12 protein-coding genes are annotated in these 17,231 nt (G+C 71.2%); 4 read left to right on the forward strand and 8 right to left on the reverse strand.

Annotated elements, in window-relative coordinates; genetic code table 11:
• Positions 1–9: 9 nt before the first annotated feature.
• From ABZ470_RS30020 to ABZ470_RS30055, 8 genes are all read right to left on the reverse strand, one after another.
• The gene (locus ABZ470_RS30020; protein ID WP_362915640.1) at positions 10–1,275 is read right to left on the reverse strand and encodes an MFS transporter; all 1,266 of its coding nucleotides are present in this window, start codon (positions 1,273–1,275) and stop codon (positions 10–12) included.
• The gene (locus ABZ470_RS30025; RefSeq protein WP_362915642.1) at positions 1,272–2,627 is read right to left on the reverse strand and encodes a hypothetical protein; all 1,356 of its coding nucleotides are present in this window, start codon (positions 2,625–2,627) and stop codon (positions 1,272–1,274) included. Before ABZ470_RS30025 ends, ABZ470_RS30020 begins: the two co-directional genes overlap by 4 nt.
• Complete coding sequence (locus tag ABZ470_RS30030) at positions 2,624–4,453, reverse strand: hypothetical protein (RefSeq protein ID WP_362915644.1); 1,830 nt, start codon at positions 4,451–4,453, stop codon at positions 2,624–2,626. Before ABZ470_RS30030 ends, ABZ470_RS30025 begins: the two co-directional genes overlap by 4 nt.
• Positions 4,450–5,721: a hypothetical protein gene (locus ABZ470_RS30035; protein ID WP_362915646.1), complete on the reverse strand. Its 1,272-nt coding sequence runs from the start codon at positions 5,719–5,721 to the stop codon at positions 4,450–4,452. Before ABZ470_RS30035 ends, ABZ470_RS30030 begins: the two co-directional genes overlap by 4 nt.
• Positions 5,718–6,680: a 3-oxoacyl-[acyl-carrier-protein] synthase III C-terminal domain-containing protein gene (locus tag ABZ470_RS30040; RefSeq protein WP_362915648.1), complete on the reverse strand. Its 963-nt coding sequence runs from the start codon at positions 6,678–6,680 to the stop codon at positions 5,718–5,720. Before ABZ470_RS30040 ends, ABZ470_RS30035 begins: the two co-directional genes overlap by 4 nt.
• Entirely contained in the window at positions 6,680–7,522 is an 843-nt protein-coding gene (locus tag ABZ470_RS30045) for a TauD/TfdA family dioxygenase (RefSeq protein ID WP_362915650.1), read from the reverse strand. The genes ABZ470_RS30040 and ABZ470_RS30045 overlap by 1 nt, the downstream gene beginning before the upstream one ends.
• A gap of 30 nt (positions 7,523–7,552) precedes the next feature.
• Positions 7,553–8,752, reverse strand: coding sequence for a 5-aminolevulinate synthase (gene hemA, locus ABZ470_RS30050; protein ID WP_362915652.1), 1,200 nt, complete (start codon positions 8,750–8,752; stop codon positions 7,553–7,555).
• Positions 8,753–9,197: 445 nt separating this feature from the next.
• The gene (locus tag ABZ470_RS30055; protein ID WP_352015036.1) at positions 9,198–10,067 is read right to left on the reverse strand and encodes an NAD(P)-dependent oxidoreductase; all 870 of its coding nucleotides are present in this window, start codon (positions 10,065–10,067) and stop codon (positions 9,198–9,200) included.
• A gap of 125 nt (positions 10,068–10,192) precedes the next feature.
• Here ABZ470_RS30055 and ABZ470_RS30060 point away from each other — a divergent pair, with 125 nt between their 5' ends.
• The 4 genes from ABZ470_RS30060 to ABZ470_RS30075 all read left to right on the forward strand — a co-directional run bounded on the left by ABZ470_RS30060 (position 10,193) and on the right by ABZ470_RS30075 (position 17,211).
• Positions 10,193–11,752, forward strand: coding sequence for an MFS transporter (locus tag ABZ470_RS30060; protein WP_362915654.1), 1,560 nt, complete (start codon positions 10,193–10,195; stop codon positions 11,750–11,752).
• A gap of 451 nt (positions 11,753–12,203) precedes the next feature.
• On the forward strand, positions 12,204–13,484 hold the full coding sequence (locus ABZ470_RS30065) for a hypothetical protein (protein ID WP_362915656.1): 1,281 nt from the start codon (positions 12,204–12,206) through the stop codon (positions 13,482–13,484).
• A gap of 29 nt (positions 13,485–13,513) precedes the next feature.
• A complete protein-coding gene (locus tag ABZ470_RS30070) occupies positions 13,514–15,259 on the forward strand; it encodes a hypothetical protein (RefSeq protein ID WP_362915658.1) in 1,746 nt (581 codons plus the stop codon).
• Positions 15,256–17,211, forward strand: coding sequence for a hypothetical protein (locus ABZ470_RS30075; protein WP_362915660.1), 1,956 nt, complete (start codon positions 15,256–15,258; stop codon positions 17,209–17,211). The genes ABZ470_RS30070 and ABZ470_RS30075 overlap by 4 nt, the downstream gene beginning before the upstream one ends.
• Positions 17,212–17,231 lie beyond the last annotated feature (20 nt).

Here is a 17,231-nt window from a genome sequence, read left to right on the forward strand (position 1 = left end):
CCGCGGCGGTCAGGCCGGGGGCGCCTCGATCACCGAGGGCCAGCGCAGCAGGGCGGGCAGCGTGAGCAGGGCGACGGTCAGGTGCACCACCCCGCCGACCACCCAGGGGGCCGTCAGGCCGTAGGCGGCGGCGACCAGACCTCCGGCGAGGGCGCCGAGCGGCAGCGCGCCGAAGGCGATCATCCTGGTCGCGCTGCCGACCCGGCCCATCAGCCGGTTGGGGACCAGCCGCTGGCTGAGCGACTGGGCCATCACGTTCCACACGGACAGTCCCGCCGACCAGACGCCGAACAGCGCGACCACCACCACGGGCTGCCTGCCGAACAGGCCGATGGCCACCAGGCTCAGCGCGCTGGCGACCGAGACCCCGATGACCACGGAACGGGTGCCGAAGCGGCCGACGACCCGACGGCTGACCAGGCCTCCGGCGACCCCGCCGATCGCCATCGCGGCCACCAGGACGCCGTAGCCCGCGTCCCCGACGCCCAGGACGTCCCTGGCGAAGAGCACGGTGACCGACTGGGCCATGAAGACGCTGAAGTTGCTGGTCGCGGCCAGCAGGACGACGACACGCAGCACCCGGTGCCCGGCCAGCCAGCGCACGCCCTCCATCATCTCGGCCACCACCCCGCGCCGCCCCTCGGCCGCCTCCGGGGCGGGAGGCACCCTGAAGTGACCGGCCGCGTTGCGGATCCGGGAGATCAGCACGATCGAGACGACGTAGGTCGCGGCGTTCACCCACAGCGGCAGCGGGATGAACAGTACGAACAGCGCCGAACCGAGCGCGGGTCCCAGGAACATCCGGCCGAGCGTCTCGGCCGTCACGTTGCGCCCGTTGGCGGTCTCCAGGTCGGCGCCGCGCACGACCGTGGGGATCAGCGCCCGGCTCGACCCCATGAAGAGGATGTCGCCGACGCACAGCCCGAACGCCAGGATGTAGATCATCCAGATCCTGGTGCCGCCCAGCGTCACGATCAACGCGACCGTGACGAGCAGCAGCGTCTGCGCCGTCTGGGCGCCGATCATCAGCAGGCGCCGGTCGTAGCGGTCGACGATCACGCCGCCGACCAGGGCGAGCAGCAGCCAGGGCAGCTCGGTGGCCAGCGGCACCCAGGAGATGAGCCGGGGGTCGTCGGTGAGTTTGCTCGCCAGCAGCGGCAGGGCCGCGATCACCACGCCCTCGCCGAGGGTCTGGATCGAGTAGGCCGAGAGCAGGTAGTTGAAGTTGCGCCCCAGGCCCCCTTCCGCCCGCCGTACGGCCGTGTCCTCGGTCACCACGAGCCGACCCCCTCAACCGTGTCGGGGTAGGTGAAGACGCCCGCGACCTTGGTCTTCGTGCCGGGCCCCAGCGCCCTGATGTCCACCTGGCCGACCTTCTGGAAGCGGCAGCCGCCGCCCGCGTACCCCCCGGCAGGGGTGTAGTAGAGCCCCCAGCAGGCCTCCCACGGCTCGACGCGGCCGGTCACCGGATCGACGACCGGTTCGTGGCGCGGCACGACCCGTTCCTGCACGATCGCGCCCGTCTCCGCCCCGTCCCGCAGGGCCCGCAGCCACTCGCGTTCGCCGACCTCCCAGCCCGCGACGATGCCCCGCCCGCTGTAGGCGTCGTTCGGCTTGAGGATGAGACGCTCCCTGCGCTCCACGCACTCCTCGAACAGGTCAGACTCCCCAAGGGAGCGGGTCCAGGGCAGCACACGGTCGATCAGCGCCCGTTCCTCGGCGGAGAGCCGTACCCCGAGACCGGGGTCGGACAGCAGCGTCATGCAGGCCTTCTGCCGGTAGATCTCCGTCTCCAGGGGGGTCCAGACGACCACGCTCCCCTCCTCGTGCGCGGCCAGGAGCCGCTCGGTGAGCCGGAGGCCCTCCGGGTGGTCGACGACCTGGTCCACCTCGAAGACGCGGTAGACCACGTCGACCGGGGTGCCACGGAACAGGACCCGGCCGTTCCCGAAGCCCAGGTCGGTGATCTCGCCCAGACGGCAGTCGAGGCCGAGGTCGCGCAGGAGCCGGTGCAGCGGGCGCCAGGCCACGCCGTAGTCGGCCAGCCCACCCTCCCCCTCGATCAGGGCGACCACCGGATCCCGGCCCCCGGTGACGGCCGCGCCCGCCTCGCGCAACGCCTCGGCCACCTTCTCCGGGGCGTCGACGAAGCCGAGGCGGTGCCGTTCGGCGAAGGCGCGCAGCGCGTCGTGGTCGAGCATGGCCCTGGTCGCGGGACCGACCCATTCGAGGCCGCCGGTCTCGCTGGTCGCGTTGAACTCCAGGATCTTGAACGACTCGCCGTCGTGGTAGGCGTCGATCCGGCCGAAGCGGTACGGCCTGGCCCCACCGAGACGGCGCATGAGCCGGGCCCTGCGCGGTTCGACGCCCAGGGTCCGGCAGAGCCGGTCGAGGTCGCCGTCGTAGAGCCGTTCGGGCAGCGACATGAGGATGTCCACGGCGCGGACCACGTCGTCGGCGAACCGGTTCAGCTCCCCCTCGCCGACGAAGACGGGCCGGTTCAGATACCGGCGGTCGATGCCGGCCAGGTACGGGAAGCGCTCCTCGTCGTGCAGGTCGATCTCCGCGAGGGGGCTGCCGCCGCGTAACAGCTCCTCGTTGTACAGCTCCGTGACGTGGTCGGTCATGAGACCGCTCCGGATCCGACGCGCCGGTCGATCACCGGTCTGACCTTCCCGCTCACCGGGTTCCTCGGCAGGCCCCCCTCGGGGTGGCACTCGACGAGCAGCCGGAACACCTCAAGCCCGTCGCCGAAGGCGTGCCGGTCGCTCAGCGCCTCGAACTCGCTCCCCAGCAGGTGCCGTACCTTCTCCGGGTCGAGGTCGAGCGGCGACTCGGTACGGACGACCACCGTGTCCGTGCCGTCGCTCGAAGTGATCTCGACCTGGAGCCGGGAGACCTGGAAGACCGCCAGCGCGGTGAGGATCTCGTCGTACAGGACCGTGCGGGCCTTGACCTTGATCAGGCCGTCCGACCTGCCGAGATACTCCAGGATCCTGCCGGGGGTCCCGCAGCCGCAGTCACGGCCGGGCAGGACGCGGCCGACGTCGCCGATCCGGTAGCGGATCAGCGGCCCCTCGAACTTCTGCAGGGCGGTGACGAGCAGGTGGCCGGGTTCGCCGTCCGGCACCGGGCGGCCCTCCTCGTCGACCACCTCGATCAGGTTGTAGTCGTCGCACAGGTGGTGCAGCGTGCCGTCGAGGCCGGGGCACTGGTAGCCGAGCTGGGCGCCGTCGTTGGCCGCGAGGATGCTGGAGATCACCCGGACCCCGAGCCGTTCGCGCAGCCACGCCTTGTCGGTCTCGGTCATCGCGGTGCCGCCGTAGACGACCTTCTCCAGGCGCAGGCCGGGATCGCGGGCCGCGGCCTCGCGCAGCAGGGGCAGGATCAGCGCGGGCTGGCCGACGACGGCGTTGACGGAGAAGTTCCGCACCAGCGCGAGCAGGTCGTCGACCGTGATGTGCTGGCCGGTCGTGTAGCACTCGATCGGCATCCGCGACAGCTCGCAGCTGCTGGTGATCAGGCCGCCGTAGAGGCTGCCGCCGAACAGGGCGTTGACCAGCCGGTCCCCCTTCTCCAGGCCGACGCCGTACAGCATGGGCACGGCCTCGCGCACCATGTTGGACCAGTCGGTGAGGGAGTAGACGATGTAGCGCGGCTCCCCGGTGGTCGCCCCGCTGCGCAGGATCTCGCCGCTCGGCGGCGCGTCGCTGGACATGTCGCGGCTGACCGGCGGCGTGTGGGCGTCGAGGACCGTCTTGTCCAGGATCGGCAGCCGGGTCAGGTCCTGCCGCCCGGTGACGGCGGGCAGGTCCCGGTAGTACCGGGTACGGCGGGCCCGCCCGGCCAGGTAGCGAAGCTTCGCCCCGATCCGTCCTGGTTCCTCGGCCGCGTCCCGGCCCCGGGCCACGGCCAGGGAGACACCGGCCAGGTGGTCACGGGTGAACAGCCGCCCGACCCACCCGGCCCTGGCGTCGGCGGCCAGTTCGGCGGCCTGCCTGGCGGCCTCGGTGGGGAAGGCGCCCCGGACCCGGGGCGGCGGGACCTCCACGGGCGGCCCCGCCGTCCGGTCGTCCCGGTCCGTCACCGTGACGTCGGGCAGGGGCACGCCCGCCCCGGTCAGCAGGCCGGTCACCGCGAGCCACAGGTCCCGGCGCCCGGTGCGCACGACGACCCGGTTGCCGGTGGCCAGGCCGTACAGCAGGCCGCGCAGGGTGGCCCCCGGCTCCTCGTCGTCCAGCGGCACCGTGCCGACGGGGGCGAACTCCTCGACGTCGCCGTCGGGCAGGGGCCGCCACGGATACCGGCCGAGGCCGTCGAACAGCTCGTCGAGGGCCTCGGTGAGCGCGGTGCCGTTCAGCAGGCCGGTCAGCCCGTGTTCGGCGAGCGCCTCCACGGGATGGCGTTCGGCGTGTTCGACGGCCAGCAGCAGGTCGGTCGGGTAGTGCCTCACCGCACGCCCTCCGGCCTGACGAGCGGGCCCTCCGACCGGACAGGCGGGCCCTCCGGCTCGGTGGAAGGGCCTCCCGGTCTCACCGGCGGGCCTCCCGGTCTCACGAGGGGGGCCAGGACGAACTCGCCGAGGATCTGCCTGAGCACGCCGGGGTCGGGGTGCGAGGCCTCGATGAAGACCGGGATCTCCCACTCCTGGTAGGAGATGTGGTCGGGCAGCGGTTGCCTGCCGTCCAGGCTGTGCACCTTGTCCACCCACGGGTGGTTCCTGATGTGGTCGGGCACGTCCACCGTGTAGCCCTCCGCCGGCTTCAGGTGGTGGCCGGGGAAGATGGCGAAGCCGTGGTAGCGCCCGCTCGCCGGACGCGGTCGCGGCCTGGGCCAGCCGAGCCGGATGGCGATCTCGTGCGAGGGCAGGTGCACCCCGGTGTGGCGCAGGTGCGAGGTCACGATGCCCGCGCCGCCGAGCCGGTTGGCGACCTCAAGGAAGACCAGCTCCTGTTCCTTGGTCTCGAAGAACTCAAGGTGGACGCAGCCGGTGTCGATCTCCAGGGCCCTGAGCACCCGTTCGGCGAAGACCCGGTGGCGTTCGTCGTGCTGGATCTGGTGCGAGGCGATCGGCGTCCCCTGCGCGAAGTCCAGCGGCGTCCGCACACACCTGCTGAACACGACGTCGACCAGCTCACCGTCCTGGACCAGCCCGTCGGCGTGCAGGACGTCGCCGTCCACGTACTCCTCAAGCTCGAACCCGCCGGGGTCGCCGAGGGCGCGGCAGGCGGCCAGCGCCGCCTCGGCCGTCTCGTGGATGACGACCTCCTGGCTTGAGGCGCCCTGCCGGGGTTTGAGGACGGTCCTGCCGCTCCACGGCAGCGAACCGGGTACGGCGTCGGCCGCCACGAAACGCGGGTGACGAACCCCCGAGCCTTCGAGCGCCTCCTTCATGCTGACCTTGTCGCGCACCCGGCGCAGCCGGTCGAGGGAGGGGCCCTCGATCCCGAGGTGGCGCCGTACCCGCCAGGCCAGCAGGACGCCGTCCTCCGACAGCGACAGCAGCTGCTCGAACCCCTCGGTGGGGGAGACGTTCTCGATGATCCACCCGGCCAGGTCGTCGGCGGGGCCGACCTCAAGTCTCCGGCAGCGCAGTCCCTCGGGCAGTTCGGCGATCCGCTCCGCGCGGCCGACGTAGGTGACGTCGTGGACCTCGTGGTCGATGGCGAGGTGGTAGTCGATCTTCCGGTAGGGAACCTGGTGGACGACCAGAATCTTCATCGCGCGTACTCCAATGCGGTGACTCCCCAGCTGAAGCCCATGGCGCTCGTGGCCAGGAGGACCAGGTCCCCGCGCCGCAGCGCCCGCCGTTCCCTGAGCCCGTCCAGGGCGATCAGGGTGTCGGCGCCTCCCATGTGGCCGAGCCTGTGGTAGTTGAAGACGCTCTTCTCCCGTGGCAGCCCGAGCTCCCGCAACAGCCGCTCGTGCATCCTCCGGTCACCCTGGTTGATCAGGAAATGGGCGACGTCGTCCCGTTTGCCGCCGACGGCCCGCAGGGTCTCCTCGACCAGCCGGGTGAAGTTGTCCACGTAGGCGTCGGCGAGCCCGGAGCGGTGCGGCCCCCTGCGGATCACCAGGCGCCCGTCCCGCTGCTCGCCGTGGTAGTAGTCGGCCCAGCTCGGGTCGGTCCGCACCGCGGTGTGCAGCACCTCGAAGACGGCCTCCCGCCTCGACAGCAGTACGGCCGCCGCCGCGTCGCCGAAGTTGAACAGCTCCTTGGACCCCGGGTCGGCGTGGTCGACCAGCTGGCTGAGCCGGTCGGCGACGAGCACCAACGCGTACCCGTCGCCGCGCTGCCCGGCGAGCCGGTCGAGGGCGATCCTGATCGCGGTCGTGCCCGCGTTGCAGAAGTTGGCCACCTCGAAGCAGTGCGCGTCCTCGACGCCGAGTTCCGCGGCCACCCGCGCCGCCGGTGACCAGAACGGGACGTCCCATTCACCGGAGCCCGCGAAGATCACCTGCCTGACGTCCCCCGGCCGCGCCGCCGTACGGCTGAGCAGTGCCCTGGCCGCCTCGGCGGCGAGTTCCCAGGACTGTTCCGTCTCGCCCAGGACGGGGAACTCCTCGGTGTGCGTGATCTCCCTGATGGCCTCGACCGGCACGCCGGAGGCCCGGTGCATCAGGTGGACGGCGGCCCGTCCCCTGGGGAGACGGACCTCGAAGTCGACGATGCCGCCCATCAGTCACCGGACTGGATGCTGACGCGGTGCACCGTCCGCCCGACGCCCGGCTCGACGGCGGTCGCGCAGTGGTAGGTCGTCGCGGTCTTCCAGATGACCAGGTCGTTGGGGGTCCAGCGGTGGGTGTAGACGTGCTCGGGGTCCTGGACGAGTTCGTCGACGATCGCGAAGAAGGCCGCGTTCTCGTTGGCGTCGAAGCCGACCACCGAGTCGAGGTACTCGGGAGAGCCGTACAGGTAGGGGCGTCCGGTGAAGGGGTCCTCGCGCACCAGGGGGTGCTCGACCTTCGGGTGTTCGACGTCGATCAGCGCGCGGAACTCGGCGACCGACAGGCCGACGTGCTCCTTGCCGATCCGCAGGCGCTTGTTGACGGTCGCCAGGGCGTTCCTCCCGGCGATCTTTCGCTTCCACTCCTCGGGGAGGCGTTCGTAGACGTCCACGGCGCTGGCGTAGAGCGTGTGCCCGCTGGTCGAGGGCACGTTCACGCCGTGCAGCATGGTGTAGGGCGCCGGGTCGGCGACGTAGGAGGAGTCCTGGTGCCAGAAGTTGCCGACCCTGGCCACCCCGACCGGTTTGTTGTTCCGCACCTCGTTCGAGGAGATCATGATCTCTTCGAACTCCGGATGGCGATACTCCCTGAGCAGGAAGGGGACGGGTCTGCCCAGGCGCCTGGCCAGGGTGATCTGCTGTTTCGGAGTCAGCTCGACACCGCGCACGACCACGAGTTCGCGCCGTCGCAGATTGTCCACGAGCTGGTCGAAGAGTTCGGGGCGTTCGAGGTCCTCGTAGGTGACGCCGGTCAGCTCGGCGCCGATGAACGGGGTGATCTCACTGATCGTCATGGTTGGCCCTCTCGTCGGATTCTGAGGCGTTCAGGAGTCCAGGCTCTTGCGCAGCGCGGCCACGAAGTCGTCGATCTGGCCGGAGGTCCTGAAGGGCGGAACGGTGATCCGGAAGCGCTCCGCGCCCCTGGGCACGGAGGGGAAGTTGATCGGGGTGACGTAGACGTCGTGTTCCTCGAAGAGCACGCGCGCCACCCGCCTGACGCGTTCGGCGCCGGGCACCAGCACCGGGACCAGATGGCTGTCCGCGTCGAGGAAGCCGATCCCGGCGGCGCGCAGCGCCTGTTTCAGGTGACGCACGTTGTCGGCCAGCGCGCGTCTGAGGGCGTCGCCGTCCTGGATGAGCTCCAGGCTTCTGAGCGTGGCGTCCAGGCTGGAGTGGGGCAGCGAGGTGGTGAAGATGAACCCGGGCGCGTGGGAGCGGACGTAGTCCAGCGCCGCGTCGGGACCCGCCACGTATCCGCCGACCGTCCCGAAGGCCTTGCTGAAGACGCCCTGCACGAAGGTCGGCCTGTTCTCCCCGGCCTCCTCGCACACTCCGGCGCCCGTCGGGCCCCTGGTGCCCACGGCGTGCGTCTCGTCCACGAAGGTCAGCGCGTTGTACTTCTCCGCGAGGTCGCAGATGGCGCGCACCGGGGTGACGTCGCCGTCCATCGAGTAGACGGTCTCGAACACGATCAGCTTGGGACGGTCGTGGTCGTACTGGGCGAGCACCCTCTCCAGCTCGTCGAGGTCGTTGTGCGGGAAGATGTGTTTCGCGCATCCCGTACGGAGGATTCCCTCGATGAGGGAGCGGTGGTTCTTGGCGTCGGAGAAGACGACGATGCCGGGGAGCGCGGAGATGACGGTGCTCAGCGTCTCGAAGTTGGCGATGTAGCCGCTGGAGAAGACCAGCGCGCGTTCCTTGCCGTGCCAGGCCGCGAGTCTGGTCTCCAGTTCGACGTGGGCCGCGCTGGTGCCCGCGATGTTGCGTGATCCGCCGCTGCCCGTGCCGTGTTCCACGGTCGAGTCGAGTTGCGCCCGGATGACCTCGGGGTGCTGGCTGAGTCCGAGGTAGTCGTTGCTGCACCAGACCTGGACCCGGCCCGCGCCGTCTGTGCTGTGTACCGCGTGGCCGCGTTCGGCGGCCAGATGGGAGAAGGGGACGAAACTGCGATAAAGCCCGTCCTTTTTAAGTTCTTCGATTTTCTTGGGAAATATCCCCAGCAGCGTGTTCGTGTGCTCCGTCAACGTCCGCATGATGATTCAACCCCGGTTTCTGGAGGAGTCGGCCCAACCTTCGGCCTGTGGCGACGGCGCCCGTGAGACGGACACGGCGATCCGGCGGCCCCGGCCCCAGGGGCACGCGCCACGGAAAACGAAACGGGTCAGCCGCTGCGGCGGCCCCCGGCCTCTCAGCTCTCGGTACAGGTCCGACAGGTGGTGGGCGTGCCACCAGGCCCCGTGCGGGACGTCGCCGCCCCGCGTGCGCCGGAAAGATCAGCTCTCGTTCTTGCCATCGATCTCGTCGCCCCTATCGCGAGAGTGGCCACGGAAGTGCTGTCCCGCACAGACCCTAATCAGGGATATGTGCGCTATTTCCTGTATTACCTACACAGACAGTAGGGATGTTGGGAATTCCTGTCAAGCCGGGGTTTATCAGCGTTTGAAGGAAATCAGCCGTGTTTTCCGGCCGTCACCTGGGGGGTTCCGGACGGCGGCGAACCAGCTCGACGACCGCCGCGATGTCGCGGTCCGCCCAGCCGTTCTCCGCGGCCTCCTCGTAACGTCGCTCGACCAGCCGGGCGACGGGCAGTTCGAGGCCGAGGGACTCCCCGAGCTCGACGGCCAGCCGTACGTCCTTGGCGCCGAGCGGGGTGGTGAACCAGCCCTTGTGGTCACCGTCGAGGACGTCGTCGAGCCGGTTGTGCAGGGCGGGGGCCACGGTCGGCCAGCGGCTCAGGAAGTCGCGAAGCCTCTCCTGGTCGAGCCCGGCCGCCTGACCGGTCGCGACCACCTCACCGAGCACGGCGAGCCCGGCCATGAGCAGGTAGTTGCTGAGCAGCTTGAACGTCAGCGCGCCGCCAGGGTCCTCCCCGCAGTAGTGCTGGACCGCGAACAGGTCGCACCAGACGGGGTCGAGGTCGCGGGCGTACTCCCGATCGCCGCCGATCAGCACCGTGGCCTGTCCCTCGACCACGGCCTGCGGCGCCCCGATGACCGGCGCGGCCACGAAACGGCGGCCGGGCGCGATGTCCCGCAGCTCACGGGAGGTCGAAGGGGAGACGGTGCTCGTGTCGGCGATGACCGTCGCCTCGTCCGGCCCCAGGGAGACGAGCCGTCCCATCACGTCGCGGCTGGCCCGGTCGTCGGCGAGGGACAGCAGCACGGCCTCGGCGTCCAGCGCGGCGTCCAGCGGCGAGTGGACCTCGGTGGCGCCCGCGTCGACCACCTCGGCGGCCCTGCCCGGCGTACGGTTCCAGACCCGCACCGTGTGACCGCGGGCGAGCAGTCGCTGGGCCATCGCCCTGCCCATCCGACCCATCCCGAGCACCGCTACCCGCATTGCCTTCCCCTCCGTCGTCCCCGTTCCCGCCTACCGGAGGGCTTCCCTGATCCACGGAAGCGCAACCGGACGGGCCGTCAGCGTCCGGTCAGCGTCCCGTCAACGCCGTCACCGACGCTCCTCCCATGATCTCCTCCTCCCGCCGGTGGGGCACACTGGCCGTCGCCTGTCTCGCCGTACTGCTCCTCAGCATCGATCTGACCGTGCTCCACCTGGCCGCGCCGAAGCTGACGCGGGACATGCGCCCCTCCGCCACCCAGTTCCTGTGGATCGTCGACGTGTACGGCTTCGCCCTGGCCGGGCTCCTGGTCACGATGGGCAACCTCGGCGACCGGATCGGGCGCAGGAGGCTGCTGCTGGCCGGGCTCGTCGCCTTCGCCTGCGCCTCCGCGCTGACGGCCTACGCCCCGACGCCGGAGCTGCTGATCGCCGCCAGGGCGCTGCTCGGCGTCGCGGGCGCGACCGTCATGCCCTCGACCCTGTCGATCATCCGCAACGTCTTCACCTCCCCCCGCGAGCGGGCCACCGCGGTCGGCGTCTGGAGCAGCGTCTCGGCGCTCGGCTTCGCCCTCGGCCCGGTGATCGGGGGCCTGCTGCTCGACCACTTCTGGTGGGGGTCGGTCTTCCTGGTCAACGTCCCGGTCGCCGCGCTGATCGTCGTCGCCGGCTCCCTCGTGCTCCCCGAGTCGCGCAACCCGAACCCGGGGCGGATCGACCCGGTCAGCGTCCCGCTGTCGATCGTCGGGGTGGTCGCGGTCATCTACGCGGTGAAGAACGCCGCCCACGACGGGGTGACCGCCCCCGGCGTCCTGGTCGCGGCGGTGGTCGGCGTGGTGGTTCTCGCCCTGTTCGTCCGGCGTCAGCGGCGGCTGGCCGAACCCCTCATCGACGTGCGGCTCTTCCACCACCGCGCCTTCTCCGGCGCGGTCGGGGCCAACGTCGTGTGCATCTTCTCCATGCTGGCCGCCTCGCTGGCCTTCGCGCAGTACTTCCAGCTCGTCCTGGGGTGGTCGCCGCTGGTCTCGGGGCTGGCGAGCCTGCCCGGCGGACTCGGCGCGGCGGTCGGCGGTGCCCTGGCGACCCCGCTGGTCGGCCTGCTCGGCAGGGCCCGGGTCGTGGCCCTCGGGCTGGCCCTCGGCGCGACGGCGTTCGTGCTGTACAGCCGGTTCGGGACGGACACCGGCTACCCGTACATGCTGCTCGCCATGGTCCTCGCGGGGTTCGGCAACGGGTTCGCCTTCGCCGTCACCGGTGACACCATCCTGGCCTCCGTCCCCAGGGAGCGGGCCGGGGCTGCCTCGGCCATCGCGGAGACCGGTCAGGAGATGGGCGGCGCGCTGGGCATCGCCGTACTGGGAAGTGTGCTGAACGGCGCCTACCGCGACGGCCTGCGACTGCCCGCCGGGGTGCCGGACCGGGTGGCCGGGCAGATCGGGGAGTCACTCGGCGGGGCGCTGCAGGTCGCGGCCGGCCTGCCCGCCCAGGTCGCGGAGGCCGTCGGGCGGGCCGCGAGGCTGGCCTTCCTCGACGGCATGCGGACCACGCTGGTGACGGGGGCCGCGCTGCTGGCCGTACTGGCGGTGGCCGTGCTGTTCACGCTGCGCGGTGTTCCCAAGGAGATCCCGGAGGTGGTCCTCGACGACACGGGCCGCGCACAGGACGACGAGCCCGCGCGGATCGGCTGACCCGCGCCGGGAAACCCTCGCGCGTTCGGGAAAAGGGACAGCCCCTAATTGTCGTGTTCAGCTCGCCCGATCGGACGCCTCGAAAGGGCGCGGGCCATTCCGTCCGGCCGCCGGGGGGCCGGGGCGGCGCCTCGGGGCTGGAAACGATTTCCCCCTCCCCGCCCCCACCCTCGGAAAACGGAAATACAACGCAAGGAGAACGGAAACCCCGCTTCAGGGAAATATCAGATCACCAGCAAATAGCGCAGACCAGCGCAAACCTCAGGCCGCGAACCTCTCCAGAGAGGTTCCGGCACCCCCCCGTACGGCCTCGGCACCCGGCCGCAAAGGAGGGGTTTCGGACAGCACATATCTATGATTATGTATTATTTATAACTTAATAACCATAAGTGCCGATTACCATTGCGCTTTACCTTCCCAATGGATCACGGTCAGTCTAATATTTGGACCTATGTCATGGCGTGCATCAGATTTCCCAGATGAGGAAGCCTGGCCTCCCGGTCGTGGCGGCGCTTCCACCGGAGACGAATCTGAGCACGAGTCCGACTGGCACCCCGAGAGCCTGCCGACGTTCAACTGGCGCCGTGCCGTACTGTTCGGAACCCTCTCCGTGGTCGTCGCGGGCGCGGGCGTCTGGCTGATCAGGGCCAACTCCGCGACCCCGCAGACCCTCGTGGCCGACCCCTCGCCGCAGACGTCGAGCGCGGGCTGGGGAGCGGCGTCGCGGAGCCCCTCGGACACCGACGCCGGCAAGCCCGCCCCCTCCGCCTCGGTCTACGTCGACCGGAGCGGCGCCGGGGACGGCGCCTCCGCCACCGCGCCACCGGGCAAGACCGCCATCGGGACGACCGCGAAGCCCGAGGAGTCCCCCCAGCTCACCGTCCGGCAGGCCTACCGCATCCACGGCTCGTACCAGAAGAACCTGTCGGCGGTTCAGACCCGGATGGACTCGGCGGCCATGGGCAAGCTCGAAGGCGGACTGGCGGTCGAGATGACCCGGGCCAGCTTCAAGACCGCCAAGATGCAGGGCGAAACGGTCGCCTCGGGCACCTGGCCGAACCCGCAGGTGTGGGTGCCCCGGCATGTCGAGGGCTCCCCCGACTGGTTCGTCGCGGTCGCCCACGAGACCGGCATCGCCCGGGTCGTCGACCTGATGAGCTCGACCCCGGCGGGCTGGCGCCTGGTCGCCTCGGGACTCGACACCCGCGCGATCCTGCCCGCCTTCCCCAAGATCGCCACGGACGCCGAAGGCTACGCCACGAGCCTTCCTGAGAACGCCACCGGCCTGGTCGCGACCCCGCGCCAGATCGCCGAGGAGCACCTGGAGAGTCTGGAGAGCGCCAAGCCCGACCAGAGATTCGAGGACGGGCCGTGGACCAGCGAGACCGTGAAGTTCTGGCAGCAGGAACGCGCCCAGCTTGAGGACGCCGGATGGATCCTCAGCCTGACCTACCGTCAGGAGGGCCCGATCCGGGCGCTGCGAACCGGGGACGGGGGCGCCCTGGTCTGGTACTCGGCGCGCTCAACCGACACCCGCATGGCCGAGCGCGCGGGGGCGAAGGTCACCCTGAAGGGTTCCGCCGCAGTCCGCACGCGCAACAAGGCGTTCACCCACTCGGCGAGCGCCACCTATGGACGGATGTACGTGACATATGTACCCCCCGCCGGCTCCACCGACCCCGTCCGTGTACTGGGCGAGTGGAGTGAGGTCCTGGAGAGCCACGGCGACTGACGTCCCACCGGGAGAAGAGGAACGCCCATATGACACCTTCACGTAAGCCCTCACGTGCGACGGTGATCACCGCGAGCATCGCGATCGGCGTGTTCGGTGCCGGCGCCGGGCTGGGAACCGTCATCGCCGCCCGTTCCCAGCCCCCCGCCGAGCAGTCCGTACGGCTGGCCGCGGGGACCTATCACCTGGACGAACTCGCCCAGGCGTGGAAGGCGGGCGAGGCCCCGTCGCTGTCCGGCTCCGACGCGGGCAGCACGATCAGCAAGAAGGGTCCCCTCGGCACGGCCCTGGCCGGTGCGAAGGTCTGCCTGACCGCGACCGCCGACGGGCACGCCGTCTCAGGAAGCGCGGGAGGCTGCATCGGCCTGCCCGTGCTGGCCAGTGCCACGGCCCCGCTCCAGCGTCCCAGCAACCCCAAGTCCGGGACGGCCAAGGACACCAAGGACGCCAAGGACACAGCGCCGAAGGCCGCGCCGCAGCCGACGGTCAAGCCCGTCAAGAACGACGCCCCCCCGAAGAGCAACACGGGCGGCGGGGGCGGAGGTGGTGGAGGCGGCGGCACCACGCAGAAGGCACCCGTCTCCGCCCCGGTCCAGCCCCCGAAGACGAACACCAAGGCCGACCCGCCCCCACCCCCGCCGACGAAGAAGGTCAGCGGGGGCATCTCGGACAACGGCAGTGTGATCGACAAGCCCGCGACCCTCGCGGAGAAGCCGAAGCTCGGCATCGGCGCGGACGCGCCGAAGGTCGCCGACCGTGACGAGAAGCCGCAGCCGGACTCTCCCAAGCCGCCCAAGGCCGCCAAGCCGACCGGCGCCCTCAAGCCCGCCCTGCCCAACGGCACGGCCAAGCCGGTCACGCCGCCCAAGACAACCGCCAAGCAGAAGCCCCAGAACCCGGTCAACCAGCCCCAGGACGCCGCTCCCAAGACTTCGGACGCCGCTCCGAAGTCCTCGGGCAAACACCACCCGGACGCGCAGTCGGCGCCCGAGACGACCGAGACGACCGACGAGAACGGGGAGGCGTTCACCCCCGAGCAGGAGCCCGACCAGACCGTGCTCCAGCCCGCCCCCATGGGAGCGGGAGTGGAGACGCTGCCGGTCTTCAAGGACCCCGAGCTGCTCAAGCGGGCCCAGGAGGCCCTGGGGCTCGACAAGAACATGCGCTACACCGACGAGAACGGCGTGTGGGACCTCAACATCGCCCCGCCGGGAACCCCGCCGTGCCGTGACTACACCGAGGACGAGCTGCGCGAGCTCGGCGCCGACCAGGACGGCGCGGTCATCCCCCGCGACTCCTGCCGGTGGCCCGCCTTCGTCCGCTGGCTCTACGCCGAGCCCGCGCCCGGCGAGGTCAGCAACTGGACCAAGTTCACCGGCCTGCCCGAGCGGAACCTGGAGTTCGTGGTGACGGACCAGGCCCCCGCCCAGTCTCCGCAGGCCCCCGCGCAGCCCGAGCAGCAGCAGCCGGACCAGAACGACCAGTACGACCCCTACGGCCAGGACGACCAGCCCGGTCAGCAGGGCCAGCCCGACAAGCAGAACCAGCAGGGCCAGAACGGCGAGTACGGCCAGCAGCCCCCGGCCCAGCCCGACAAGCACGACCAGTCCGGCGGCCTCGTACCCGCCCAGCCGCAGCCCGACCAGCAGACGAGCCACTCCAAGCAGCAGCGGCGGGAGACCCCGTCCGACGCGGGGCCGTACGAGACCCGTCGCTACATCAAGAACGGCCCCGGCCAGGTCGAGCCGGACCAGGACGGGCCCACCGGACCATGAGCACCTCCACCGGCGTCGGGCGTGTCACGCCCGGCGCCGGCGGCGAGGGGGCGGCGTGGGTGAGCGAACACGGCGCGCACCTGCTGGACTACGCCGCCTCCCACCTCGCCTCAGGCCGGGCGTTACCCGCGGTCGCCTCCGTGCTGACCGCGTGCCTGGCCGAGCCGTCCCCGCCGGAGGGGGTCGGCGTCAGAGGACGGCTGTTCTCCGCCCTGCGGCGTGACTGCCTGGCGTCCCCCGACCACCGGGAGATCTACGTCCCCGACACGGGGCCCGGCATGCCGGACGAGGAGGTCACCGAGCGCGTCTGGTCGCTCGTCGAACCGCTGGGCACCGAGACGCTCAGACTGATGTACCGCCACGGACTCACCACCGAGGACCTCGCGCACGTCCTGGCCATGCCGGTCGAGGAGGTCACCAGGCTCGCCACCCGCACCCAGGACCTGCTGGAGATCCTGGCCAGCGGGCTCGACGCCCTCGCCAACCACCGCCGCACCTGCCCCGAGCTGGGCCCCCTCGTCGAGCGGATCTTCCCCGAGGAGGAGTGGACGGCCGCCGACATCGACGCGGAGGCACGGGGGGACCTGATCTCCCACATGCTGAAGTGCCCGGTGTGCGCGCGGCCGATCAACATCCGCTACACGGTCCCGCAGATGGTCTCCCATCCGCGCATCCGCTCGCTTCCCCCACAGGTCCGGCGTCAGCTCCTGGACGCCCTGCCCGAGCCGCCGCCGTCCCCGCCGAAGCCCCCGGCCAGGCGTTCCCCGGGCATCGCCGGAGCGGGACCGCTCGCCGCGCCCACGGCCGTCGCGGAAACCGGCGCCGAACCCGTCGCCGGGCCCCCCGCCGCCGTGGACCCCCGGACGCGTCCCGCCAGGCAGGACCGCTCCACGATGCCCTACCGGACCGTCCGTCCCGAGGGCGTGAGCCGTACCGGGCCGAAGCAGAGCCCTGACCGCCGGGATCGTCCGGCGCCCGAGACCGAAACCGACCGGCGCAGCCGCCGGGACCGCTCCATGCCGTACGGCCCGGCCTCGGGAGATCGCTCCCCCACGTCCTCCGGGCCTCCCAAGTCCTCCGAGACCCCGAGGTCCCCCGAGCGGCACGGGGACCGTCCCACGCTGCCGTCCCTGCCCGTGCTGTCCACCCCGGGGCCCCCGGTGCCCTCGGGGCCACCACTCGCGCCGCCCGTCCCCGGGCAGAACACCCCGCTCTACGACGCCCTGTTCACCCAGGCGTGGGCGCGGAACACCGCCGAGCGCGAGACGGACGCCTCGGCCACCATGCCGTCCCTGCCCGCCGTCACCAAGTCCTCCCAGAAGTCCCCCCAGAAGCCCGCCCCGAAGCCCGCAACGGGACGCGAGCCGGACGATACGGAGGGGTATCCCCTCGGGGTCCGCGTCCTGGAGGCGCTCGCCCCCCTCGGGACGTGGCTCAGGAACACCACCGTCAAGGTCGTGATCGTCGTCGTCGCGGGCGCGACGGGCACCCTGCTGGGGATGAACCTCCTGGCGCCCGTGATGGGGTCGCGGGACACGGTGACCTCCCTGCGGACGACCACGCAGAGCCAGACACCCGACCGGCCGACGGCCTCGCCCCAGCTGACGTTCCCCGGGGCCGAGTCGTCCGGGTCCGCCTCGGGAGAGCCGGGAGGGTCGGGGGAACTCGCCAAGCGGGTGCGCGTCCCGCCCCTGGTGACGCTCGACGAGTTCGGTCAGGGGAACATCCTCCTCACCGTGACGGGCTCCCCCCTGCGGTGGCGCGTCACGGCCCCCGGCCTGACGGTGCGCCCGTCGAGTGGCACCACACGGCCGGGCCGCCCCGACGTGATCGCCCTGCGCGCCCACCGCATCCGCCACTGGTGCGGCACGCCCTTCACCGCGACGACCTCCCTGACCGTCCACGGACCCGACGACTCGATCACCACCACGGTGCGCTGGCAGACCTGCTGACCTCCCGCGCTGCCCTCTGT

The sequence above is a fragment of the Streptosporangium sp. NPDC020072 genome (assembly GCF_040631445.1).
Lineage (GTDB): Bacteria > Actinomycetota > Actinomycetes > Streptosporangiales > Streptosporangiaceae > Streptosporangium.